18 protein-coding genes are annotated in these 23,967 nt (G+C 72.8%); 8 read left to right on the top strand and 10 right to left on the bottom strand.

Annotated features, from left to right (window positions below; all coding sequences use genetic code 11):
* Window positions 1-205 precede the first annotated feature (205 nt).
* From ACQCO7_RS06330 to ACQCO7_RS06310, 5 genes are all read left to right on the top strand, one after another.
* Window positions 206-1,189: a 3-oxoacyl-ACP synthase III family protein gene (locus tag ACQCO7_RS06330; RefSeq protein ID WP_464070897.1), complete on the top strand. Its 984-nt coding sequence runs from the start codon at window positions 206-208 to the stop codon at window positions 1,187-1,189.
* Window positions 1,190-1,197: 8 nt separating this feature from the next.
* Window positions 1,198-1,989 carry an arylamine N-acetyltransferase family protein gene (locus tag ACQCO7_RS06325; protein ID WP_464070896.1) on the top strand — a complete coding sequence of 264 codons (792 nt, stop codon included), beginning with the start codon at window positions 1,198-1,200 and terminating at the stop codon, window positions 1,987-1,989.
* A gap of 35 nt (window positions 1,990-2,024) precedes the next feature.
* On the top strand, window positions 2,025-3,584 hold the full coding sequence (locus ACQCO7_RS06320; protein WP_464070895.1) for an FAD-dependent monooxygenase: 1,560 nt from the start codon (window positions 2,025-2,027) through the stop codon (window positions 3,582-3,584).
* Between the two features lie 40 nt (window positions 3,585-3,624).
* A complete protein-coding gene (locus ACQCO7_RS06315) occupies window positions 3,625-4,548 on the top strand; it encodes an LLM class flavin-dependent oxidoreductase (RefSeq protein ID WP_464070894.1) in 924 nt (307 codons plus the stop codon).
* Window positions 4,549-4,617: 69 nt separating this feature from the next.
* A complete protein-coding gene (locus ACQCO7_RS06310) occupies window positions 4,618-6,162 on the top strand; it encodes a carboxylesterase family protein (protein WP_464070893.1) in 1,545 nt (514 codons plus the stop codon).
* 77 nt (window positions 6,163-6,239) lie between these two features.
* Here the strand turns inward: ACQCO7_RS06310 and ACQCO7_RS06305 are convergent, their stop codons facing one another.
* Window positions 6,240-7,946 (bottom strand): class-II fumarase/aspartase family protein, encoded by a 1,707-nt coding sequence (locus ACQCO7_RS06305; RefSeq protein ID WP_464070892.1) that lies wholly within the window; start codon window positions 7,944-7,946, stop codon window positions 6,240-6,242.
* A gap of 148 nt (window positions 7,947-8,094) precedes the next feature.
* Window positions 8,095-10,065, bottom strand: coding sequence for an FAD/NAD(P)-binding protein (locus ACQCO7_RS06300; RefSeq protein WP_464070891.1), 1,971 nt, complete (start codon window positions 10,063-10,065; stop codon window positions 8,095-8,097).
* Between the two features lie 212 nt (window positions 10,066-10,277).
* Between ACQCO7_RS06300 and ACQCO7_RS06295 the strand changes: the two genes are divergently transcribed.
* The 3 genes from ACQCO7_RS06295 to ACQCO7_RS06285 are packed head-to-tail and all read left to right on the top strand — an operon-like array spanning window position 10,278 to window position 13,058.
* Window positions 10,278-11,240, top strand: a complete 963-nt coding sequence (locus tag ACQCO7_RS06295; RefSeq protein ID WP_464070890.1) for an NADPH:quinone reductase — start codon at window positions 10,278-10,280, stop codon at window positions 11,238-11,240.
* Window positions 11,241-11,277: 37 nt separating this feature from the next.
* Window positions 11,278-12,468 (top strand): FAD-dependent oxidoreductase, encoded by a 1,191-nt coding sequence (locus ACQCO7_RS06290; protein WP_464070889.1) that lies wholly within the window; start codon window positions 11,278-11,280, stop codon window positions 12,466-12,468.
* Window positions 12,469-12,512: 44 nt separating this feature from the next.
* Window positions 12,513-13,058 (top strand): SRPBCC family protein, encoded by a 546-nt coding sequence (locus tag ACQCO7_RS06285; RefSeq protein ID WP_464070888.1) that lies wholly within the window; start codon window positions 12,513-12,515, stop codon window positions 13,056-13,058.
* A gap of 103 nt (window positions 13,059-13,161) precedes the next feature.
* On the opposite strand, the gene ACQCO7_RS06280 is transcribed toward ACQCO7_RS06285, so the two are convergent.
* From ACQCO7_RS06280 to ACQCO7_RS06245, 8 genes are all read right to left on the bottom strand, one after another.
* Complete coding sequence (locus ACQCO7_RS06280) at window positions 13,162-14,172, bottom strand: Gfo/Idh/MocA family protein (RefSeq protein ID WP_464070887.1); 1,011 nt, start codon at window positions 14,170-14,172, stop codon at window positions 13,162-13,164.
* A gap of 161 nt (window positions 14,173-14,333) precedes the next feature.
* Window positions 14,334-15,389 (bottom strand): helix-turn-helix transcriptional regulator, encoded by a 1,056-nt coding sequence (locus tag ACQCO7_RS06275; protein WP_464070886.1) that lies wholly within the window; start codon window positions 15,387-15,389, stop codon window positions 14,334-14,336.
* Window positions 15,390-15,694: 305 nt separating this feature from the next.
* Window positions 15,695-17,320 (bottom strand): citramalate synthase, encoded by a 1,626-nt coding sequence (gene cimA, locus ACQCO7_RS06270; RefSeq protein ID WP_464070885.1) that lies wholly within the window; start codon window positions 17,318-17,320, stop codon window positions 15,695-15,697.
* A gap of 38 nt (window positions 17,321-17,358) precedes the next feature.
* Window positions 17,359-18,456: a branched-chain amino acid aminotransferase gene (locus tag ACQCO7_RS06265; RefSeq protein WP_464070884.1), complete on the bottom strand. Its 1,098-nt coding sequence runs from the start codon at window positions 18,454-18,456 to the stop codon at window positions 17,359-17,361.
* Complete coding sequence (locus ACQCO7_RS06260) at window positions 18,453-19,238, bottom strand: thioesterase II family protein (protein ID WP_464070883.1); 786 nt, start codon at window positions 19,236-19,238, stop codon at window positions 18,453-18,455. The genes ACQCO7_RS06265 and ACQCO7_RS06260 overlap by 4 nt, the downstream gene beginning before the upstream one ends.
* A complete protein-coding gene (locus tag ACQCO7_RS06255) occupies window positions 19,235-20,704 on the bottom strand; it encodes an AMP-binding protein (protein ID WP_464070882.1) in 1,470 nt (489 codons plus the stop codon). The genes ACQCO7_RS06260 and ACQCO7_RS06255 overlap by 4 nt, the downstream gene beginning before the upstream one ends.
* Window positions 20,701-22,017, bottom strand: coding sequence for an MFS transporter (locus tag ACQCO7_RS06250; protein WP_464070881.1), 1,317 nt, complete (start codon window positions 22,015-22,017; stop codon window positions 20,701-20,703). Before ACQCO7_RS06250 ends, ACQCO7_RS06255 begins: the two co-directional genes overlap by 4 nt.
* Window positions 22,017-23,945, bottom strand: coding sequence for a condensation domain-containing protein (locus ACQCO7_RS06245; protein ID WP_464070880.1), 1,929 nt, complete (start codon window positions 23,943-23,945; stop codon window positions 22,017-22,019). Before ACQCO7_RS06245 ends, ACQCO7_RS06250 begins: the two co-directional genes overlap by 1 nt.
* Window positions 23,946-23,967: the final 22 nt, after the last annotated feature.

The following is a 23,967-nucleotide window of genomic DNA, read 5'->3' as shown; positions in this document are numbered from 1 at the left end:
TCGGTATTCGCCGCGTAATTCACGGCGTTTCCGAAAAAGCGCCGAGTCGATTTTCCCCTTGCTGTTTTCCCAGCTCAGAGGCCACTTTCGGGTGGCCTTTTTGGCGTTCCCCTTTCGTGGAACGGTGACTTGACGGACTCTCCCCGACACCCTTTCCGCCCTCCCGTGACCGGCCGATGCTGACGGGGCAGGAAAGGAGTCACAGATGAACCTCGCCCCTGTGGGAATCCTCGGGACGGGCTCGTACCTGCCGTCCCGCGTGGTGACCAACGAGGACCTCGAAGCCCCGACCGGCGTCACCGACGAGTGGATCGTCCGCAAGACCGGCATCAGGGCCCGCCGCTTCGGCAAGCACGACGAGGCCACCTCGGACCTCGCCGCAGCCGCCGCCCGCGCCGCCCTGGAGGACTCCGGGACCTCGGTCGCCGACCTGACGCTGATCATCGTCGCGACCTCCACCCCGGACTCCCCGCAGCCCCCCACCGCGGCCCTGGTCGCGCACCTCCTCGACGCCCCCAGCACGGCCGCCGCCTTCGACCTGAACGCCGTGTGCAGCGGCTTCGTCTACGCGCTCGCCGCGGCTTCCCGGATGCTGGCCGCCACCGGCGGCGCCGCGCTGGTGATCGGCGCCGACATGTACAGCCGGATCACCGACCCCGCCGACCGCCGCACCCGCGTCCTGTTCGGCGACGGCGCCGGGGCCGTCGTCCTCGGCGGCGCGAACCGGCGGCGGATCCTCGCGAGCCGGCTGCTCACCTACGCCGAGGGGCGGGAGCTGGTGGGGGTGCCGGCGGGCGGCACCCGGCTCGGGGTGAACGCCGGGACCGTGGACGAGGGACGCCACCACTTCGTGATGGACGGGCGCGGCGTCAAGGAGATCGTGTACGACAAGCTGCCCGGCACCCTCTCCGCGTTCCTCGACGAGGCCGGGGTCGCCAAGGAGGACATCGCGCACATCGTCCCCCACCAGGGCAACGGCGTGATGCTCGGCGACCTGGAGCGCGAACTCGCCTTCCCGCAGGCCCGGTTGCACACGACGGTCGGCGAGTACGGCAACACCGGCGCCGCCTCCATCCCCGTGACGCTCGACGCGGCGGCCCGCGCGGGGCACCTGCGCCCCGGGGACAAGGTGCTGCTGACCGCGTTCGGCGGCGGCTTCTCCTTCGGGCACGCGCTGGTCGAGTGGTGAACACCGACATGAGGAGGACAGCAGTGGACGCCTACCTGCGGCGCATCGGCGCCGACCGGCCCGAGCGGGCCGACCTGGAGAACCTCGCCCGGCTCCAGGACCGCCACCTGAGGACCGTGCCGTTCGAGACGGTCGACTTCAACCTCGGCATCCCCATCAGGATGGGCGAGGACGTCGTCGAGAAGATCGTCGACCGGCGCCGGGGCGGCGGCTGCTACGAGCTGAACACCGCCTTCGCCGTCCTGCTGCGCGGTCTCGGCTACCAGGTCGACCTGCTCCCCGGCCGCACCCTGCACAACGGCAAACAGGCCCTGCTCGGCGCGCACGGCGGCCACATGATGCTCAAGGTCACGATCGACGGCGAGCCCTGGCTCGTGGACGTCGGCTTCCGCTGGGCCAGCCGCCGCCCCCTGCGCCTGACCGAGCGCGGCCCGCAGAAGGACGAGAACGGCGAATACCACATCGTGGACGGCGAGTACGGCGACGTCGTCATCGTCCACGACGGCGTGCCCCGCGTCCGCCTGGAGACCCGGCCCCGCGACACGTACGACTTCGAGCCCACCCTGTGGTGGTTCTCCAGCGCGCCCGAATCACCCGTCACCGGCGGCTCGGTGTGGGCGTCGATCGTCACCGACGCGGGCCGCGTCTCCCTCCTGGACCGCACGCTCACCCGGACCGAGGACGGCGAGCAGGTCCGCGAAGTCCTCGACGACGAGGCGTTCCTGGCCGCCTGCCACCGCTGGTTCGGCATCGAGCTGGACCGCCTGCCCCAACTCCCCCCGATGCCGGACCCCTCCTGACAGCCCCCTCCTGACGGAAAAGAGTGTGGCGCACCGTGCCTAGAGAGAAGACCTTCGACGTCCTGGTGGCGGGTGCCGGACCCTCCGGCCTGCTCCTGGCCTGCGAACTGCTGAGCCGGGGCGTCCGCGTCCGCATCGTGGACGCCGCCCCCGAGCCGATGCACGTCCCCCGGGCGTTGTCCATCTACCCCAGGGCGATGGACATCCTCGCCGATCAGGGCCTGCGGGACGCGGTGTACGACGTGTCGAGCACGATCCGCACACTGAGCTATTTCTCCGACCGCGACCATCTCGCCTCGTTCCACATTCCGGAACAGCACGCGGCCCGCGTCCTGCCCCAGTACGAGACGGAACGCATCCTCACCGAACGCCTGGAGGCCCTCGGCGGCAAGGTCGAGCGCGGGGTGCGCCTGCTGTGCCTGGAGGGCGTCGACTTCAGCGGCCGGATCGAGGGCACGGCCCACGTCACCGCCGTCCTCGAAGGCCCCGACGGCATCGTCGAGCGGGCCACGGCCCCGTACGTCGTCGGCGCGGACGGCGCGGGCAGCGCGGTGCGCGGACAGCTCGGGATCGGGTTCCAGGGGTCCACGTACGGACTGGAGTTCGCGCTCGTCGACGCCAAGGTCGACGGGGACCTCGACCCGGAGGAGATCCTCTACTACCAGGACCCGTCCGGCACCCTCGCCGTCGTCCCGCACCCGGGCGGCGTCTACCGGTTCCTGTCCGTCCTGCCGCAGGGGGCGGGCTCGGCCGGCGTCGAGATGATGCAGGAGATCGTCACCGAGCGCGGCCCGCGCGGGGTACGGATCACCGAGCCCGTCTGGACGACCGTCTTCCGCGTCCACGCCCGGCTCGCCACCGACTTCCAGCTCGGCCGGGTCTTCCTGATCGGCGACGCGGCGCACGTCCACAGCCCGGCCGGCGGACAGGGCATGAACAACGGCCTCCAGGACGCGCACAACCTGGGCTGGAAGCTGGCCGCCGTCCTGCGCGGCGCCTCGCCGGTCTCGCTCCTCGATACGTACGGCCCGGAGCGGTTCGAGGCGACCCGGCGCAGTGTCCGGGATACGGACCTGCACACCAAGGCGTGGATGGCGAAGGGGCGGGCCCGGGTCCTGATGCGGGACGCCGGGTTCAAGCTCGCGGAGCGTACGGGGGCCGCGTCCCGGCTGTACGCGCCCGTCCTCGCCGGGCGCCGGCAGACCTACCCCGTCGCGCGCGACACGCAGCTTCCTGCCGGGGTCTCGCCCTGCCAGGCGCGCGCGAAACTTCCCGGTGGGACCGGTGTCGGTGGTTTGTTTCCGCGTGAGCAGATCCTCGCGTACGGGATGAAGGGGTGGACGCTCGCGGTCACCGGGACGGCCCTCGGCGCCGGGGACTGGCACAAGGAAGTCGGCCATATCGCCGCCGGCCGGCCCGAGTTGAGGGTGGTGACCGTTCCGGCGCGGGCCCTTGCCGATGCGACCGGCTGTCGGCGGCTCGGGTACCACCTCGTACGGCCTGACGGGCACGTTGCCGCGCATGGGCACGAGGGTGACTTGAACCGGTTGGAGAAGGAACTCGGCGCTGTGCTGGTGCGCGGGAAGAGGGGCTGACGATGACCGTCCATCTCAAGGTGCGGGAAGAGGGCCGGCGATGACCGTCCACGTGGGTGCCCAACTGCCCGTCAACTCCATCCCCGGCTACCGCGACGACCTCGACCTCGCCGCCGTCGCCCGGCACGCCGAGGACCTCGGTCTCGACTCCGTCTGGGCGGGCGACCGCCTCGCCGCCCCCTACCCGACCCTCGACCCGTCCCTCGTCCTCGCGACGGCCGCCGCCGTGACGAGCCGTATCCAGGTCGGGTACGGGGTGATGCTGCTCGCGCTGCGGTCCGCCGCGTGGGCCGCCAAGCAGGTCGGCACGCTTCAGCGGCTGTCCGGGGGGCGTACGGCCCTCGGGGTGGGCGTCGGGACCGGCGACCCGCAGGAGTGGGGCGCCGCCGGGGTCTCCCCCCGGGGCCGGGGGCGGCGCACCGAACGGCTCCTGGAGCTGCTGCCCGGCCTGCTCGCCGGTGAGCGCACCGCCCTGACCGACCTGCCCGGCAGCCCGTCCGTCGCCCTGAGCCCGGCGGTGCCCGTGCCGGAGATCTGGATCGGCGGAGGGTCGGAACAGGCGCTGCGGCGGGTCGTCTCGCACGGGCAGGGGTGGCTCGCGGCGATGAAGCCGCCCAAGGAGGTGGCCCGGTGCGTCGGGCGGCTCGGTGAACTCGCCGCGGAACAAGGGGTGTCGGCGCCCCGGGTCAGCATGCATCTGCACGTCCGCCTGCTGTCGCGCGCCGACCCCGCCGCCTCGTCCCGCGTGGCCGACCGCCTCACCGCCCAGTACCGCATGCCGCGCGCCCTGTCGGGGGACGTGGGGGTCGCCGGGACGCCGGTCCAGATCGCGGAACGGCTGCGGGAGTACGGGGACGCGGGGGCCGAGCGGTTCGTGCTCGTGCCGTTCGGGGAGGACGGGGACGATCCGTTCCGGCAGTACGAACTGTTCGCGCAGGTACGGGAGTTGCTGGCGCGCGGCTGAGTCGGTGCGCAGGGCCCCGGTGCCGATGCCGGGGCCCGCTGTCTTTCTTCTTGAGGAGTTGTACGAGCTGTGACCTCCGGACTCACGACCACCTCCGTCGTCCGCACCCACGGCGGTGACCTGCGCGGCACCCTGGAGACGTACCGGCAGCGTCCGCTGCACGTGTTCCGGGGCATCCCGTACGCCGTCGCCGAACGGTTCGCCTCGCCGCGAACCGCCGCGCCCTGGACGGGAGTTCGCGACGCGACCGCCTTCTCCCCGGCCTTCCTCCAGCCCGGCATCCCCGACAGCCGCGAGGACGCCCTGTACGCCAACGTCTGGACCCCCGACCCCGGTGCCCGGCTGCCCGTGCTGGTCTACGTCCACGGCGGCGGCTGGCAGGTCGGGTCCGGGAGCGCGCCCACCTTCGACGGGGCCAAGCCCGCCGCGCTCGGGAACATGGTCGTCGTCAACTTCAACTATCGGCTCGGGGCCTTCGGCTGGGGACTGCACGAGGCGTTCACCGATCCCGGTACGGGGAGGTTCGCGAACTGGGGGTTGCAGGATCAGGCCGCGTTGCTGCGGTGGGTCCGGGACAACGTCGAGGCGTTCGGCGGGGACCCCGGGGACATCACGTTGTGCGGGACCTCCGCCGGAGCGGTCACCGCGCGGTTGCTGACCGACGCCGACGGCACTCGGGGGATCGCACGGCGGCTCGTCGCGATCAGCGCGAGCCGGCCCTGGGCGCCCGCGCTGGGGCTCACGCCGGGGGACGCGGCCGAGGCGTACGAGCGGCTCGCTGTCGAACTCGGGGTGTCCGTACCGGGGTTGCGTACGGTGCCGGCGCAGGCGTTGTTCGCCGCGTGGAACGCGTTGTTCCAAGGGGCGCCCGCCGAGCGGGTGTTGGGGAGCGGGCGGGAGTACCGGGGGCCTGTGCTCGACGCGTCGACCGGGGTGGGTTCCGAACCGGTCGTGCCCGCGATACCGGTGATGTCCATCCACAACCGCACCGAGGGGTCCTTCTTCACCGACCCGCACAGCGTGTCGTTCCCCCCGGCGCCGCCCGCGCCCACGGACTCGCGTGAACTGCGGGACGCCGTACGGGAGGTGATGCTCAAGTGCACGGACACCGTGGAGGACGGGCTCGCCGAGGCGTGCGTCGATGCGTACCGGGAGGCCGCGCTCGACGAGGGGCGGCCCGCCGATCCGCTCTCGCTGTGGACCGAGGTGTGGGGGGACGCGGTCTTCCGGTACCAGATCGTCCGGCTCGCCCAGCGGCATGCGCTGCGGGGGGCTTCGCCGCAGTACGTCATGGAGTTCGCGCATCCGGTGCGGGCACCGCACTTCGGGACGCCGCACGACGCCACGTCGAAGTTCCTGTTCGGGTCGCACGCGCACCCGTTGTTCGTGGGGCAGTTCGGGGACGGGCCGGTGGAGCGGAGGGTGTCGGACACGTTCGTGGATCTGGTGGCGTCGTTCGTGCGGGGAGAGGGGGTGGAGGGGTGGCCTGTGTACGAGCCCGGGGTGCCTAGTGCGGTGGTGCTGGGCGGAGTCGAGGGGGCTCGGGTGGAACATCCCTCGAAGTTGCGGCAGTTGGAGTTCTGGGACGAGGTGGAGTGGTTGCCGGGGGCTTGAGGGGAGGCGGAGGGGCTGAGGCGGTTGAGGGCGGGGGCCGGGCGATTTCACGCCCGGCCCCCTTCGGTCTTGGTGCCCTAGTCGTTCAGCGCGCGGTCCACCAGCGCCGGGGCCGCCCCCAAGTAGCCGGTGGGATCGCACAGTTCGGCGATCTCCTCGGCGGGGACCTCGGGCGCCAGGTCCGCCAGGACCGTCGCCAGCGGGCGGCCGGTCGCGTCGGCCTCGACGGACGCCCGGGTGAGGAGTTCCTTGGCGCGGGCCCGGCCCAGGCGGGGCGTGAGGCGGGCCGCGATCCGCTCCGACACGATCTGACTGTCCGTCAGATCCAGGTTGGCGCGCATCCGTTCGGGGTGCACCTGGAGTCCCGACGTCAGCTCCACAGCCGTGTGCGCGGCGCCGCCCACCAGGCGCAGACACTCCCGCAGCAACAGCCACTCCGCGTGCCAGGCCCCGGCGGACCGCTCGTCCTCGGTCACCATGCACTGCGTCAACGCCCCGCTCAGCGCGGGCACTTGCAGCGCCGCCGAGCGGATCATCGTGCTGAGCACGGGGTTGCGCTTGTGCGGCATCGCGGACGACGCGCCCCGCCCGGACACGGCGGGTTCGGCCACCTCCCCGACCTCCGTGCGGGCCAGCGCCTGCACATCGACCGCGATCCGCCCCAACGCGCCCGCGGTGAAGGCGAGTACGGCGGCGAGGTCGGCGAAGGGGGTGCGGAGGGAGTGCCAGGGGAGGACGGGGACGGCGAGACCGGTCTCGGCGGCGAAGGCTTCGAGGAGGCGGGTGGTGTAGGCGGCCGGGTCGGCGAGGTGCGGTATGCCGCGTCCTGCGGACCGGGACGCGGTGCCGTGGCCGCCGGGTCCGGCCGGGGTGCCCGCGTCGGCGGAGGCCCTGTCCGTCGCCGCGTACTCCCCGGCTGGGGTGCCCGCGTCGGCGGAGGCTCTGTTCGTCGCCGCGTACTCCCCGGCTGGGGTGCCCGCGTCGGCGGAGGCTCTGTTCGTCGCCGCGTACTCCCCGGCTGGGGTGCCCGCGTCGGCGGAGGCTCTGTTCGTCGCCGCGTACTCCCCGGCTGGGGCGCCCGCGTCGGCGCAGGCCCCGTCCATCACCGCGTACTCCCCGGCCTGGGCGCCCGCGCCGGAGGTCGCCCCGTCCACCGCCGCGTACTCCAGGTACCCCGCCAGCGTCCCCGCCGCGCCCCCGAGCGACACCGGCAAGCCCTCGTCGGCCACGTGAGCCACGCGGCGCCGTGCGTCGAGCAGCAGCTGCCGCCAGCCCGCCGCCTTCAGGCCGAACGTCGTCGGTACGGCGTGCAGCGCCAGCGTCCGGCCCGGCATCGGGGTGTCCCGGTGGAGCCGCGCCGAACTCGCCAGCGCCTCCGCCGACTTGTCGAGGTCCGCGACGATCAGGCGCAGCGCCCGCCGGGAGACCAGCATCGCCGCCGTGTCGAAGACGTCCTGACTGGTCGACCCCCGGTGCACGAACTCGGCGGCGGCCGGGTCGACTTGGGCCACTCGCCGGGTGAACGCCTGGACGAGCCCCACGACAGGGTTCGCGGTCTCCCGGGAGGCCAGCGCCAACTCCCGTACGTCCAGGGTGACGTCGGCGGCGACGGCGCTGATGACGCGGGCCGCCCCTGCCGGCACCGTGCCCAGCCCGGCCTGCGCCCGCACGAGCGCCGCCTCGGTGTCGAGCATCGCCCGCACCCACGACTCGTCATCGACGACCGCTTCGACGGGGGTTCCGGCGCGGACGGGCGAGAGGAGCCCGGAGTCGAGGCCGGTCACCGGGTTGCCTCGGCGTCGTATGCGGTGAACTCCGTTGCAACGTCGTCCAGTTGATGCCCCTTGCCGCCGCTCTTCACCTCGACGCCGGGCACCGTACGTATTCCGGCGCGCCGGCGTCGTACCCGGCATGCCGCTCGTGTCGGCGCGGTCACACCACCACCCCCGTCCACTCGCTGTCGTCCTGCGCCGGGCGGACCTCCTGCGGGACCCGGGACAGGGGCGGGAGGGCGAGGACGGCGCGGGCTATCGCGTCGGAGTCGCCCAGGGTGACCGAGTCGACGCCCGGACGGATGCCCGCGGCCGTGACCCAGTGGACGGCCTCCGTGGGGACGCCGAAGGCGAAGCGGCGCGGGTGGGGGCGGCCCTGGCTGTCGAGGAGGTGGTAGGGGCGTTCGCCGACGGCGAGGCCGCCGGTCTCGTACATCGTTCCGCAACTGCCGTCGATGCGGTACGGACCCGCCTGCTCGGTCGCCAACAGGTGCCGCAGCAGCGGGTCTTCGGCGCGGCGGACGTCCGGTTCGGGGAGCCGCGCCTCGATCAACGCGCGGGCCCGCACCGGCGCTCCGGGCACGACGGTCGAGTGGGCGACGAACGACGGGTCGGCGGTGTCGAAGCGGATCTGCGTACCGGGGCCGGTGAGGATCAGGAGCCCGGCGTCGAGGAGCGCGATCATCTCCTCGATGCGGGAGGCGGGCGGCCCGATGGACAGGAACGCGTTGAGCGGCGTGTACCAGCCCTCCACGTCGTCGCGGTAGGAGTTCCCGTCGATGCCGCCGTGGTCGACGGCGAGCCGGATCTCGTTGCGCAGGTCGCGCAGCACGTCGAGCGCGGCCTTGAGGGGCCCGTCGACGTTTCCGGCCTCCGCCTCGCGGACGTCGCACTCCAAGTAGCCCCGCAGCCACGCCTGGAACTCCTCGCGGCTCGCGAACTCCCGCCCCGCGAGAGGGGAGATGAGCTGCTCCCAGTCCCAGCGGACGCCGGCCTCGATCCCGTACCGCGCCAGCAGGTCCGCCGCGTCCGCCCCGGGCCCCAGCGCGAGGAACTCCCCGGCGAACGCGCCGGCTCGGCCGCCCCGGGCGGCGAGCAGCGTCGTGTAGTACACGTTCTCCACCTCCCACCGGATCACCGGCCAGAGGTCCTCGCCGAAGTAGGGCCGCGTCTCGTCGGCGCGCAACCGCTCGACGTACTCGGCGGTCAGCAGCCGGGGGAAGTAACGCCCGTGCGCGCCCTTCTGGTTGGCGCCGCGCGCGTGGTACGGCACACCGCGCCGCGAACTCGCGTACATCACCGGCTCCTGCCCGCTGGGCCGGTACACGAGCCCGCCCCCGGGGGCCCGTTCGAAGACGCCGCCCCGGCCGAGCGTGAGCAGCGCCATGTAGTCGAAGAAGTTCAGCCCGAGCCCGCGCAGCAGCACCGGCTCACCGGGACGGATCCCGCCGAGGTCGGCGTCGGCCGGGTTGGTGGGCGTGAGGTAGGCGAGGTGGTGGATGCGGGCCAGCGCGGCGGTGCGCTCCTGGCGGGGCGTCAGCCGGGCGGGGATGTGGCCCTGCGCGAGGACGACCGAGTCGAGGTCGTTGAGACGGGTGCCGTCGGCGAGCCGTACGCCCTGCCGGCCGCCGCGCGCGCCGTGCACGTCGGACATCGCGACCGCCTGCGAGCGGTGCACCCGCACCTCGACGTGCTCGGGGGCGCGGGCCAGGATCTGCCGGAAGCAGTCGTTCAGGTAGTGGCCGTAGAACGCGCGGCTCGGGTACGAGTCCGGCTCCAGGCGGCGCGCCTCCACGAGGGTCTCCTCGTCGTACAGATGGCCCTCCACGCCGAGCAGCGCGAGCTGGCGCGCCCAGTCGTACAGGGACGGGCCCGGCTCGATCGGGCCGTCGATGCGGACGCTGTCGTCGGTGAACACGGTCACCTGCGAGGCGACGGTGTTCATCAGCAGGTGCCGGGACTGCTCCGGGCGCCAGACGCGGCCCGCGCCCGGGGTGTTCGGGTCGACGAGGTGGACGACCACGGAGGCGTCCGAGGGGGCGAGCCGTTCGTTGGCGCACAGCCGCTCCAGCACCGACAGGCCCCTCGGGCCCGCGCCGACGACACAGATCTCTTTACGCTTTCTGCTCATCCGGAATCTCCTCGGTGCGCTTTCGCTCACTGAATGGTGCAGGGTGCAAGAAATGCGGGTTAGGGCGGGAATGTGAATTCACCCGGCAGCTTCGAGGCGGGCCCAGGACGCGTCAACGAGGAATTCGACGATAAATCAGGTGCTCACCAGGACCTGACGAATTCGGGAGCACCCCGTGTCCCTTTCCGGGACCCGGCGACAGTCTGGACTCCATGCGTGCCGCCTACATCACCGAACTCGGGCCGTCCCACGAGATCCGCCACGGCGAACTGCCCGAGCCGACCCCCGGACCGACCGACGTGCTGGTCGAGGTCGAGTGCACCACCGTCAACCCGGTCGACACCCTCGTCCGCTCCGGCCGCTTCCGTACCCCCGTCCCGCTGCCCCTGATCGTCAGCCGCGACCTCGTCGGTACGGTCGTGCGCTCCGGCTCCGGGTTCGCGGCCGGCGAGCGGGTGTGGACCAACAGCCTCGGCCACGGCGGCCGTCAGGGCGCCGCCGCCGAACGCGCCGTCGTCCCCGCCGACCGCCTCTACCGCCTGCCGTCCGGCGTCGACCCCGAGCAGGCGGTCACCGTGTTCCACCCCGGCGGTACGGCGTACCTGGCGCTGTTCACCCATGCGCGGGTGCGGCCGGGCGAGACGGTGTTCGTGGCGGGGGCCGCCGGGAACGTCGGAAGTGCCGTCGTGACCCTGGCCGTCGAGGCGGGCGCACGGGTGGTGGCCACCGCGTCCGCCCAAGACGCCGACTACGTACGGGAGTTGGGCGCCGACGTCGTACTCGACTACCGGGAACCGGAGTTGGCGCCCTTGCGGGGCACGGTCGATGTCCACATCGACACCTTCGGCACCAACGACCTCGCCCAGGCGGTGGAGTTGATCGCGCCCCGTGGCCGGATCGTGCTGCTCGCCGGGGTGGCCGCGCGGCCCGTGCTGCCGGTCGGGCCGTTCTACCAGAAGGACGCCTCGATCCTCGGGTTCGTCATCTCGCACGCGACGACCGACCAGCTCGCCGAGGCGGCGGTCACCGTCAACAGGCTTACGGCGGCGGGCCGTCTGCGGTCCCGGCGTACCGAGCGGGTGCCGCTGAGCGCGATGGCCGACGCCCATCTGCGCATGGAGAAAGGCGAGTTGCACGGCAGGCGGCTCGTCGTCCGGCCCGACCTTTCGTCGTGAGTCGTCCGTCCCTGCTTCGAGCGTGAGGAGACGCGCAGTGGTACACCTTGTCGTGGTCGGCGGCGGGATCGGCGGGCTCGCCTCCGCGCTGGCCTTCGCCCGGCACGGCCATCGGGTCACCGTCCTGGAGCGGCGCGAGGAGTTCACCGAACTCGGCGCCGGCATCCAGCTCGCCCCCAACGCCTACCACGCCCTCGACCGCATCGGCGTCGGCGCCGAGGTGCGGGCGCGGTCCGTGTTCGTCGACGAGCTGCGGCTCTACGACGGCACGACCGACGAACTCATCAACTCCATGCCGTTGACCGGCGGTTACCGGCGCCGCTTCGGGAACCCGTACGCCGTCGTGCACCGGACCGACCTGTACCGGCCGCTGCTCGAAGCGTGCCGGGAGCGGCCCGGCGTGCAGCTCGTCACGGGCGCGCCGGTGACCGGGTACGGGCAGGACGCGGACGGCGCGTGGGCGGTGCTCGGCGACGGCTCCCGCGTCGCCGGGGACGCCGTGATCGGCGCCGACGGCATCCGGTCCGCCGTACGCGGGCAGCTCCTCGGTGACGGGGAGCCGCGCGTGTCCGGGCACACCATCTACCGGTCCGTCATCCCCATGGCGGGGGTGCCCGAGGAGCTGCGCGCCAACGCGGTGTGCCTGTGGGCGGGGCCGCAGTGGCACTTCGTGCACTATCCCATCAGCGAGGGGCGGGAGTTGAACCTCGCCGCGACCCGTGACGACGGGGCCGTCACGGCCGTCGCCGGGGAGGCCGTCGAACGCGGCTTCGTGCTCGGGGAGTTCGCCGAACTCGGGGAGATCGCGGGGCGGTTGCTGCGGCTCGGGGACGGGTGGCGGCGCTGGGTGCTGTGCGACCGGGACCCCGTCGACACGTGGGTCGACGGGCGGGTCGCGCTCCTCGGCGACGCCGCGCACCCCATGCTCCAGTACGCCGCGCAGGGCGCCTGCCAGACCCTCGAAGACGCCGTGCTGCTCGGCGAGTTGCTCGGCCCGCAGATCGCTGCCGCCGCGCTGCCGGCCCGGCTCGGCGCGTACGCCGCACTGCGCCGCAGCCGGGCCGCGCGTGCCCAGTTGATCGCGCGCGAGATGGGGCGGCAGGTCTATCACCCCGCCGGGGTCGCGGCGAAGGCGCGGAACGCGGAACTGTCCGCATTGAGCGCCGACGAACTCCACGGAAAAGTCGAATGGCTGCACGGGGACCGGGAATTCCAGCGGACCGCGTGAATATCGCTTCGCACGAGACGCTTCGCACAAGACGGGAAAGTGACATGGCAACTGATTACGAGCGCCCGGGAGTCACCACATTCCAGGTGCGCGCCGAGATTTTCGTCGCCGCTCCTGCGGACAAGGTGTACGAGGTCGTCAGCGACCTCGGGCGCAGCGGGGAGTGGAGCCCCGAGTGCCAGGGCGGCACCTGGATCAAGGGCGAGCCCTCCACCGTGGGCGCGGTCTTCGAGGGCAAGAACCTGCGCGGGGCCGAGGCGGTGCCGTGGGCGCCGGTCATCCGGGGCGAGTGGTCGACGCTCTCCGAGGTCGTCGAGGCCGTTCCCGGCTCGGTGTTCCGGTGGATCATCCTCACGAGCGCCGGGGAACCGCAGGAGAGCACCTGGTCCTTCGAGATCTCACCCGCCGACGGGGGCGTCGTCCTCGTCCACCACTACTGGCTGGGGCGGCTCACCGAGGGCCTGTCGAAGATCTTCGCGTCCCTCGACGAGGCCGGCCGGGAGCGGTTCGTGAAGGACTGGAACGCGAAGCTGGCGGTGGATGTGGAGCGGACGGTGGCGGGGATCAAGAAGGTGATCGAAGGGGTGTGACAGCGAGGGTGTGACAGCGGGGGCGTGAGGGCGGGGGCGTGAGGGTTCCGCCCGCGTGACGGCCCGGCCGGACTCCACCTGGAGGCGGCCGGGCCGGTTTGTTCTAGAGCCGCACGGGTACGGCCTTGGCCCCCGACTCGAACAGCGCCTCCACGGCCCGCGCCTGCCCCACCGCGTCCGCACGGCCGTACGGAGCGGGCCGCCCCTCCGCGATCGCGCGGGACACGTCGTCGAAGAGGATCCGGGAGACGGCGTACGACTCACCGCAGCGGTACGCCCCCTCCGGGTCCACCGGCAGGTACTCGCTCACCGGGTCGGCGTGCGGCGGCGGGCCCTGGCGCTGCAACTCGACCTGTTTGACGTCCCGGCAGAACCACGGGTCCGCCAGGACCAGCCGCCCGGTCGTCCCGACCAGCTCCAGCGCGTCGCCCCGGCACACCTCCTGCCCCACCTCGAACTGGGCCAGCACATCGCCGGGCAGCCGCAGGGTCGCCGCGAAGCTGTGGTCGAGCCGCCCGTCGCGCCGCATCTCCTCCGCGTACACCCGCTCCGGTTCCCCGGCGAACATCCTGACGGCGGCCAGCGTGAACGACCCCAGATCCAGCATCCCCCCGCCGCCACGCTCCGGGAACCGCCGGAAGTAGTCGTCGGGCAGGTTCGCGGTGCAGGCGGCGTAGATGTACCGCAGCTCCCCGATCACCCCGTCGTCGATGAGCCTCTTGGCCAGCACATGCTGCGGATGATGCCGCGAGAACACCCCCTCCACACACACCCGCCCGGCCTCCTCGGCCGCGTCGAACACCCGCTGCGTATCGGCCACCGACAACGCGAGCGGCTTCTCGACGACCACATGCTTGCCGGCCCGCAACGCCCTGACCGCCCACTCGGCGTGGTCCACGGGGTCGAGCGCGACGAACACGGCCTCCACCTCGTCGTCCGCGAGCAGTTCCTCGCGGCTGCGATGAGCCCTGGCGATCCCCCAGGTCCGCGCATACTCCTCGGCGTCATCCGCCGCCACGGCCACGAACTCCGCCGTCCGCGAGAACCCCTTCGCCTTCATGGCCACATCGGCATACCCCCCGGTGACCAGCAGCCCCCAACGCACCTTCCGCATCCCCACCGTCCCTTCCGGGCCGGGCGGCCCTCACCCTCCACCCTGTGCGGGCGGCGGGCGAGGGCGGAAGCGGGTCCTTCACACTCCGTCAGGTAAGGCGCGCGGTCCCGGACACCGGTGTCCCCTGGCGGATCCGGGACGGTGCCCGAAGTGGCGCATCGTCATGAAGCCGTGGCTCGGGGAACCGGCCGGGGTGCGGGTTCCGGCGCCGGTGCGGGGTGGCCGGCCGTCACCGCCGGTGGCCAGACGCCTCGGCGGAGCAGGTCCCAGGCATAGGCGCGGGCGATCAGGGCGACGCGGTTGCCGCCGCCGATGCGGAAGCGGAGGTTGCCGAGGTGGTACTCGACGTTGTTGCGGCTGAAGTGCAGGCGGCTCGCTATCTGGCTGCTCGTCAGCCCTTGGGCGGTGAGTTCCAGGATCGACGCCTCCGTCGGGGTGAGCGCCGGACGCCGCGCTGGGGTGCGCGGTCCGTCGTCGGTGAGGACCGTGAACGCCTCCCCCAGCATGAGGAGTTCACGGAGCGCCAGTTCGCTCTGCCAGGGGATCCGGACGCAGTCCGCGAGGAACTCGGCGCCGTCCAGCCGGACGAAGGGAACGGAGGACACCTCCGCGTCGTCGGCAGGCCCGGGGAGGCCGTCGCGGGTGAGGCGGTGCAGAGGCAGGCCCGAGAGCGCGTCGGGAGCGGGGGCGCCGAAGAGGGCGGCGGCAGCGGGGTTGGCGCCCAGCACCGTGTCCTGGGCCGACACCTTCAGCACGGCCACGGGGAGCCGGGACAGCAGCAGGTCCAGGTCGGACGCGGCGGGCGGGTACGGCGTGGGGACCGTCCGCTCGGGGGCCTCCTGCCAGGAGCGGAGAGCGGCCGGCCGCTGGGTGAGGTCCATGGCGGCCATGGCGCCGGACATGTACCAGGCAGCGCCGACGACCCCGCTGAGGCTGCCGTCGGCCGCCCGGTCGGGGGAGAGGATCACTTTCCACAGCCGCGTGCCGTCGGCGACCTCCCAGGAGACGGTCCTGTCGTCGAGGACGAGTGTGTGGGCGGCGCCGAGGAACTGGGCGTTGCCGAAGGAGGAGACGAGGGCCTGGTCCCCGGTCCGCGCCAGGTGGATCTGGTGGCCCGCGCGCAGTCCGATCCGCCAGGCGGCCCCGGCGGCCTGGGTCACCGTCAGGGTCCGGTCCGTCTTCCAGGTCGCCACCTCGACCTGCCCGTCAGTGACCATCTGCCCCGCCCCCGCACACCCTCGGGCGCGGCCCTGGCACGGTGGGCCAGGGCCGCGCCCGCGCTATGTCTCGGACAGAACCAGGCATGGGGGTGGTTCCCTTTCCGTGCGGCGCCCGCGCCGGGAGTGTGCGGACGGTCGGTGTGTCCGACGGACCGGCCGGATCCTGCCCCACCGGTTCCTCCGTTGGTACCGGCAGTCTCGCAGGCGAGCCGGTGCGCCGGGACCGCTCACGGGTGGCCTGATCCGGCCTGGCCCAAAAGGGCCGTTCGCCGGGTTCCGGGCCGAGGCGCCCCTGGTCCGGCTCAGGTCGCGACGGCCGCCTCCGCCGGTCGGCGGGCCGTGCCGTGGGGCACGGTCCGCAGCAGGCCGTACACGTACGCGTCGTCCAGCGCCTGCCAGGAGGCCGCGATCACGTCCCGGCCCACGCCCACCGTCGACCACTGCGCCGCCCCGTCCGTCAGCGTCAGCAGGACGCGGGTGGTGGAGCCCGTGCCGCCTGCGTCGTCGAAGATCCGGGCCGTGTAGTCGACCAGCCGCAGCTGCGGCAGCTGCGGGAACGCCTCGCCGAGGCCGCGCCTGACCGCCAGGTCGAGGGCGTGGACCGGGCCCGGCGCCTCGGTGGAGGCGATGAGCGAGCGGCCTGCCACACGCAGCGCGACGGTGGCCTGGTTGACGGACTCGCTCGGGCCCCGCTTCTCCACGACGACCCGCCAGTGCTCCACCTCGAAGGGACGCCGGAGCGCCCCCGTCTCCGCCCGGATCAGCAGCTCCAGGGACGCGTCGGCCGATTCGTACGCGTACCCGCGCAGTTCGCGCTCCTTGACACGGGTGACGACACGGCCCGAGGCCAGCCGGTCGCCGCCGAGGTCGATGCCGAGTTCCCTGGCCTTGAGCTCGATCGAGGCGCGGCCCGCCATGTCGGACACCAGCATGCGCATGCCGTTGCCGACCAGGGCCGGGTCGATGTGCTGGTACAGATCGGGGTCCACCTTGATCGCGGAGGCGTGCAGTCCGGCTTTGTGGGCGAAGGCCGAGACACCGACGTACGCCTCGTGGGCCGGCGACGGCATGCCGGTGATCTCCGCGACGGCGTGCGCGACGCCGGTCATCCGCGCGAGCCCGCCGGCCGGCAGCACCGTACGGCCCTGCTTCAGCTCCAGGGCCGCGACCACCGGGAACAGGTTGGCGTTGCCGACGCGTTCGCCGTAGCCGTTGGCCGTGCACTGCACGTGCGTGACGCCCGCGTCCACGGCGGCCAGCGTGCTGGCGACCGCGCAGCCCGAGTCGTCCTGGGTGTGGATGCCCAGGCGCGCCCCGGTCGCGCGCAGCACGGCGGCGACCACGTCGTGGATCTGCGAGGGAAGCATGCCGCCGTTGGTGTCGCACAGGACGACGACGGCGGCGCCGGCCTCGTGGGCGGTGCGCACCACCTCGGTGGCGTACGCGGGGTCGGCGCGGTGGCCGTCGAAGAAGTGCTCGCAGTCGACGAAGACCCGGCGGCCGTGCGCGCGGAGATGGCGGACGGTGTCGGCGATCATCCGGAGGTTTTCCTCCGGGGTGGTGCGCAGCGCGAGTTCCACGTGCCGGTCGTGCGCCTTGGCGACCAGGGTGATCACCGGCGTGTCCGCTGCCAGCAGCGCCGCGACCTGCGGGTCCTCCTCGACCGGGACGCCGGCCTTGCGCGTGGCGCCGAACGCGACGAGCGTGGCGTGCCGGAACTCGATCTCGCGCGCGGCGCGCCGGAAGAACTCGGTGTCGCGGGGGTTGGCGCCGGGCCAGCCGCCCTCGATGAAACCCACGCCGAAGTCGTCGAGGAGGCGGGCGATGGCGAGTTTGTCGTTGACGGTGAGGTTGATGCCCTCGGCCTGTGCTCCGTCACGGAGCGTGGTGTCGAAGACGTGGAAACTGTCGTGCGGTGCGGTGTTCATGGTGACGACGACTCCTCACGGGGTTCGGGGCGAAGCTGTCAGGCGCCGAGGCGGCGCATCCAGCCGTGGGTGTCGGGGGTGCGGCCCGTCTGGATGTCCAGCAGGGCCTCGCGCAGGCGCATGGTCACCGGGCCCGCGCCGCCGTCGCCGACCGTCCAGTCGCCGCTCGTGGAGCGGACCGTGCCGACCGGGGTGATGACGGCGGCGGTCCCGCAGGCGAAGACCTCGGTGAGGCTGCCGTCCGCGCAGCCCTGGCGCCAGTCCGCCGCGCCGACCCGGCTCTCGCGGGCCTCGTACCCGAGGTCGGCGGCGACCTGGAGGAGCGAGCCGCGGGTGACGCCGGGCAGCAGGGAACCGCTCAGCTCCGGGGTGACGATGCGGTCGCCGTACACGAAGTAGAGGTTCATGCCGCCCATCTCCTCGATCCAGCGGCGCTCGATCGCGTCCAGCCAGACCACCTGGTCGCAGCCCTGCTCGGCGGCCTGGGCCTGGGCGACGAGGGAGGCGGCGTAGTTGCCGCCGCACTTGGCGGCGCCGGTGCCGCCGGGGGCGGCGCGGACGTAGTCCTCGCAGAGCCAGACCGACAGCGGTCTGATGCCCTCGGGGAAGTACGCGCCCGCCGGTGAGGCGATCAGGACGAACAGGTATTCATCGGCGGGCCTGATGCCGAGGCCCGCCTCGGTCGCGATCATGAACGGGCGCAGGTAGAGGGAGGTCTCCCGGCCCTCGGGCACCCAGGCGTCCTCCTGCGCGACCAGGGCGTCGAGCGCGGCGAGGAACAGGTCCTCGGGCAGCTCCGGCATGGCGAGCCTGCGGGCGGACTCCCGGAACCGGCGGGCGTTGCGCTCCGGGCGGAACACCGCCGCCGATCCGTCGGGCTGGCGGAACGCCTTGAGCCCTTCGAAGATCGTCTGCGCGTAGTGCAGGGTCATGTTGGCGGGAGACAGGGACAGCGGGGCGAAGGGGACGAGTTCGGCGTCGTACCAGCCGCGTCCCCGGCTCCAGCGGACCGTCACCATGTGGTCGGTGAAGTGGCGGCCGAAGCCGGGGGAGGCCATCAGCGCGGCGCGTTCGGCGGCGGGCAGGGGGCGGGAGGCGGGTTTCAGCTCGATGCGGGGGAATGCCGTTGTGGTCACTGAGGGTTCCCGGTGTGGGTGAGGGCGGTCGACTCGTGTTCCGCCAGGACGATGCGGACGACTTCCTCCAGGACGTCGTGGAGGTAGAAGTGACCGCCCTGGAAGAGGTGGGCGGCGAAGCGGCCGTCGGTCGCCTCCCGCCAGGCGTACAGGTCGTCCGTCGGGACGAAGGGGTCGCCGAGACCGCCGAGAGCGGTGACCGGGGTCTCCAGCGGGCGGGTGCCGGGCGGCTGCCGGTGCGTCTCGGAGAGCGTGAAGTCGGCCCTGACCAGCGGCAGCATCATCCCCATCAGCTCGGGGAGCGCGAACGCCTCCTCGGGCATGCCGCCCAGGGCGCGCAGCACCTCGGTGAGGTCCTGGTCGCCGAGCAGGTGGCGGGCCGGACCCCGGTGCGGGAGGTGGGGTGCCGGGCGGGCGGAGACGAACAGGTGCCGGGGGCCGGCGAGCCCCTCCGCGCGCAGGCGCAGCGTGAGCGTGTGCGCGAGGAGGGCGCCCATGCTGTGCCCGAAGAACAGCGTCGGCAGGTCCAGGAGGCCGCGCACCTCGGGCAGCATCCCGTCGACGACGTCCGAGGCCCGGGTCAGGGCGGGTTCCCCGGCCCGGTCCTCCCGCCCCGGCGGCTGCACCAGGCACAGTTCCAGGTCGTCGGGGAGCAGCCGCTGCCAGGGCCGGTACATCATGGCCCCGGAGCCCGCACACGGGAAGCACACCAGCCGGCCCCTGGCCCGGGGCCGGGGAACGGGCCGCCGCACCCAGCGGCCGGTTCTCCCTGCCTCGGTCACACCGTCTCCAGCGCTTTGTAGTCGACCTTGCCCCGCGCCGTCATCGGCATCGACTCGACCGGGACGAAGCGTGTCGGCACGTGGTTGGCCGGCAACGTGGCGAGCGCCGTGCGGCGCAGGGCCTGCGCGTCCGCCGGGGACTCGCTGTCCGCCACGTAGTACGCCGTGAGGCCGACGACGCTGTCGAACCGGTCCCGCAGCACCCGGACGGCCACCGTGCGGACTCCCGGCAGCCGGCTGAGGGCGGCCTCGACACCGTCGAGTTCGATGCGCTGGCCCCGGATCTTGACCTGCCGGTCGGTCCGCCCGACGAACCGCAGCAGACCGTCGTCGCCCATGAGGCACTTGTCGCCGGTGCGGTACAGCCGGCGCACCGCGCCGTCGACCTCCAGGTCGACGAAGCGCTCGGCGACCAGCTCGGGGCGGCCCACGTAACCCAGCGCGACGCCCGCGCCCCCGGTGTAGAGCTCGCCCGCCTCGCCCGCCGGGCACTGCTTGCCGTCGCCGTCGAGGACGAAGATCTCGGTGCCGGGGACCGTGACGCCGACGGGAATGCCGTGGGGGTCGTCCAGGTCGTGGCGGCGGGCGGTGTGCACGGTCGTCAGCATGCTGTTCTCGACCGGCCCGTAGGCGACCACGAGCCGGATGTCCGGGTGCTCGTCCAGGAAGCGGTCGAAGTGCGGCACCGAGACGCGCTCGCCGCCGGTCATCACCTGGGCGAAGCCGGAGAAGCAGCCGATGCCCTCGTCCACCAGCAGGTTGAACAGCGCGGTGGTGAGGAACAGGTTGTCCGCGCCGTGCTCTTTGACCATCAGGGTCAGCGTGTCGGGCGTGATGTAGGGCGTGTCGGTGACCAGGACGGTGCCGCCGCTGAGCAGGGCGCCCCACATCTCGTAGTTGCCCATGTCCCATTGCAGCTGGGCGAGTTGTGGGACGACGGGACGGTCGGCGAAGCCGATCAGCGGCTCGGGGTGGAACATCCGGATCACGCCCCGGTGCGGGCAGAGCACTGCCTTGGGGGTGCCCGTGGTGCCGGAGGTGAACAGCAGACAGGCCGGGGCGTTGTCGTCGCCCGGCGCCGGGGCGGGCGCGTCCGGTGCGGCGAGCAGCTCCGCGAGGGACGGCGGGGACCAGGCCCCGGGCTCGTCGGCCGCGTCGGTCACCGTGAGGCGGACGGCGAGCAGCTCGGTCATCTCCGCGTGCACCTCCCGGGGCCAGCCCGGGTCGGAGACGGCGTACGCGCGTCCGGAGCGCAGCACGCCCAGCAGGGCGGCGACACGGCGTACGGACGGGGCGAGGTCGACGAAGACGACGTCGCTCGCGTCGGGCAGGGCGCGCAGCCGGGCCGCGACCGCTTCCGCCGCCGCGTCGAGCTGCCGGTAGGTGAGGGTGCCGTCGGGGCCGGACACCGCGAGGTGGTCGGGGGTGGCGAGGGCGTGCCGGTGGACGAGGCTCTGGATGGTCATGCCGGGATGTGCCTTTCGTCGGCATCGGGGTCGGAGGCGGGAACGGCTGGGGAGCCGGTGTCGGGGTCGGGGTCGGCGTCGGGCGAGAACGGGCGGCCCGCCAGCACGGCCACGACGAGGACCACGAGGCCGAGCGTGCCGCCGACCGCCGCGATCCAGAACGTGGTGTGCAGTCCGGTGCGCGCGGCCAGGAAGCCGCCGGTGGTCGCGCCGAGCGGGATCACGCCCCAGATCACGAACCGGATCGAGGCGTTGACCCGGCCGAGCAGCTCCTGGGGTGTGATCGTCTGGCGGAGCGTCACCTGGTGGATGTTGAAGACGACGGCTCCGAACCAGGCGATGGTCATGCCTGCCAGGAAGACGGCCTCCGGCTGGGTGCCCGGAGCCAGCGGCAGCAGCGCCATGCCGCCCACGTTCGCCGCGACGGCACCGATCAGGGTCCGCTTGACACCGAACCGCTTGCCGAGCCGGCCCGCGACGAGCGCGCCCGCCACGAACCCGATGTTGCTCAGCCCGAGCAGCAGCCCCGCTGTCCCGGCGGACATCTCCAGCTCCCGTACGGCGTACGGGATGAGCAGGGCGTACATGATGCCGCCGGAGAAGAAGTTGAGCAGCGCCAGGCAGGCCACGAGCGGTGCGAGCGTGCGGTGCCGGAAGATCCAGCGCAGCGCGGTCGTGACCTCCTTGAACAGGCGGCGCTCGGTGGGCGCGGGCGGCGGCGCGGCCGGCCTGCTCTCGATGCGCCACAGGAAGAAGGCGGACAGCAGGTAGGAGACGACGTCGACGACCAGCACCAGGGGCGCCCGCAGCCAGGAGACCAGCAGACCGGCGAGCCCCGGCCCGGCGATCTGCGCCCCGGAGCGGCTCAGCTCCAGCTTCCCGTTGGCGTCCGCGAGCCGGTCCCGCTCGACGATCTCGGGCAGGTACGTCTGATAGGCGACGTCGAAGAACACGGTCAGCGCGCCGTGCAGACAGGCCACCGCGTACAGCAGCGGCAGCGAGACGGCGTCCAGGAGGAACGCGACCGGCACGGTGGCCAGGACCAGGGCGCGGCCGATGTCGCAGACGATGAGCACCGCGCGGCGGGCGAGCCGGTCCACCCACACTCCTGCGGGCAGACCGAGCAGCAGGAACGGCAGGAACTGGGCGGTCACCAGTCCGGCGACGCCGGAGTTGTCCGCGTGCAGTTCGCCGATGGCCAGCAGCGGCAGCACGACCGGGGTGATCTGGCTGCCGAGCTGGCTGACGGTCTGGCCGGCCCACAGCCGCCGGAAGTCCTGGTGGGCGGGCCCGGCGAACTTCCCGGCCCGCATCAGCGCGTGGCTTCCGCGTCGGCGCCCGACCGCTGGATGTGGGCCGCCAGTTCGCCCACCGTCGGGTGCCGCAGCACCTCCAGCGCGGCCACCCGCACCCCGAGGCGTTCCCCGAGCCGGGCCGCGGTGCGGATGGCGAGCATCGAGTGGCCGCCGAGTTCGAGGAAGTCGGCGTCGGGGCCCGAGACCGGCTGCCCGAGCAGGTCGCTCCAGATCTCGGCGATGACGTCCTCGATGTTCTCGGGCACGGCGGGGGCGGTCATGGCGAACTCCTCAAGGGGGGTGTCGGGGTGCTGGACGATCCAGCGCAGGGTGTCCTGGTACGAGGCCGCGAGCCGTTCGACGGTCGCTTCGTCGAACAGGTCGGTCGCGTACTCCCAGATGAGCGTGATCGACTCGCCGTGCTCGCCGTGCCCGGCCCCGAGGCCCTGTTCGAGACGGGGGACCACGATGATGTTCATGTCGAACTTCGCCGACCCGTTCGAGATGCCCTCGGTCACCGCCATCCGTACGCCGGGCATCGCGAGGGAGGGCAGCGGGGCGTCGTGGAATCCGAAGCTGACCTGGAAGAAGGCGTTGCGCGAGACGTCGCGGCGGCGTTGCGAGGCGGCGAGGATCTGGTGGAAGGGCACGTCCGGGTGGGCCTGCGCCTCGACCACGGTGCGGCGGGCCGCGCGCAGCACGTCGGTGATCGGCCGCCCGGGATCGACGTCCACCCGCATCGGGAGGTTGTTGACCAGCATCCCGATCATCTGCTGGGTCTCGGGCAGGACGCGGTTGGCGAGGGAGCTGCCCACGCACAGGTCGCGCTGGCCCGTCAGGCGGTTCAGCTCGGCCAGCCAGCCGGAGAAGAGGGTGAGGTAGAGCGAGACACCCTGCTCCCGTGCGAACGAGCGCAGTCCCGCGCCGAGTTCCGCGTCCAGCGGGATGCGCAGCGCCCGGCCCCTGAAGCTCGGCACCTGGGGCCGGGGCCGGTCGAGGGGCAGGTCGAGCGGGGCGGGTGGGGTGGCGAACCGCTCGGACCAGTACGCGAGCTGACGCTCACGGTCACCGGAGTCGAGGCGTTCGCGCTGCCAGACGGCGAGGTCGACGAAGTCGATGTCGCCCGCGTCGGTCCGCGGGGCCCGGCCGGCGGTCACGTGCCGGTAGTTCTCGGCGAGTTCGCCGAGGAACACGTTGAAGGACCAGCCGTCGTGGATCAGATGGTGCTCGACGATCATCAGGACGTGCTCGGTGGCGCCGAGCCGGATCAGGTGCCAGCGCACCAGCGGCGGGTGCTCCAGGTCGAATGCCGCCGCCAGGATCTCGGCGGTCAGTGTGTCCAGCGCGGCCTGGCGTGCGGCGCCCTCCAGGCCGCTCAGGTCGGTGACGGGCAGGTCGTACGGTTCGTAGGGGTGGACCAACTGCACCGGGGTGCCGTCGGCGTCGAGCCGGACCGAGGTGCGGAAGACCTCGTGCCGCTGCATGACGGCGTTCAGTGCCGCCCCGAGGGCGTCGGTGGCCAGGTCGCCGTCGAAGTCCAGACGCGCCTGGAAGTGGTAGCTGGAGCTGTCCGGATGAAGCTGCTGGAGGATCCAGATCTGCTCCTGCGCCGGCGACAGCGGGGCGGGCCGGCCGCGGTCCCAGCGGCTCGGGCCGGCGGGCGCGGCGGGGGAGCGGCCGGCGTCCGCGCGGTGCTCGTCGATCCAGGCCGCCAGCTCCCTGGGGGTCGGGTGGGCGGCGATCACCGGATACGGCACGTCGATGCCCAGGCGCTCCTTGAGCCGGATCATCGACCGGATGGCGAGCAGCGAATGCCCGCCCCGGGAGAAGAAGTCCTCGTCAGGACCCAGGTCGTCCACGCCGAGCAGTTCCTGCCAGACCTTGATCAGCTCACCTTCCACCGGTGTGAGCGCCCGGGTCGCGCCGATCGCCTCGTCAATACTCACTGCGGAATACACCTCGCTCTTT

This window comes from Streptomyces saintjeani (assembly GCF_055409605.1).
The sequence above is the reverse complement of the archived record's forward strand: the minus strand, read 5'-3'. Positions and strand labels throughout refer to the sequence as shown.

Bases quoted from the DNA above. Each gene is read 5' to 3' on its own strand.
- ACQCO7_RS06330 (WP_464070897.1), top strand. From the start codon at position 206: ATGAACCTCGCCCCTGTGGGAATCCTCGGGACGGGCTCGTACCTGCCG.
- ACQCO7_RS06325 (WP_464070896.1), top strand. From the start codon at position 1,198: ATGAGGAGGACAGCAGTGGACGCCTACCTGCGGCGCATCGGCGCCGAC.
- ACQCO7_RS06315 (WP_464070894.1), top strand. From the start codon at position 3,625: ATGACCGTCCACGTGGGTGCCCAACTGCCCGTCAACTCCATCCCCGGC.
- ACQCO7_RS06300 (WP_464070891.1), bottom strand. From the start codon at position 10,065: ATGAGCAGAAAGCGTAAAGAGATCTGTGTCGTCGGCGCGGGCCCGAGG.
- ACQCO7_RS06295 (WP_464070890.1), top strand. From the start codon at position 10,278: ATGCGTGCCGCCTACATCACCGAACTCGGGCCGTCCCACGAGATCCGC.
- ACQCO7_RS06285 (WP_464070888.1), top strand. From the start codon at position 12,513: ATGGCAACTGATTACGAGCGCCCGGGAGTCACCACATTCCAGGTGCGC.
- ACQCO7_RS06280 (WP_464070887.1), bottom strand. From the start codon at position 14,172: ATGCGGAAGGTGCGTTGGGGGCTGCTGGTCACCGGGGGGTATGCCGAT.
- ACQCO7_RS06275 (WP_464070886.1), bottom strand. From the start codon at position 15,389: ATGGTCACTGACGGGCAGGTCGAGGTGGCGACCTGGAAGACGGACCGG.
- cimA (WP_464070885.1), bottom strand. From the start codon at position 17,320: ATGAACACCGCACCGCACGACAGTTTCCACGTCTTCGACACCACGCTC.
- ACQCO7_RS06255 (WP_464070882.1), bottom strand. From the start codon at position 20,704: ATGACCATCCAGAGCCTCGTCCACCGGCACGCCCTCGCCACCCCCGAC.
- ACQCO7_RS06250 (WP_464070881.1), bottom strand. From the start codon at position 22,017: ATGCGGGCCGGGAAGTTCGCCGGGCCCGCCCACCAGGACTTCCGGCGG.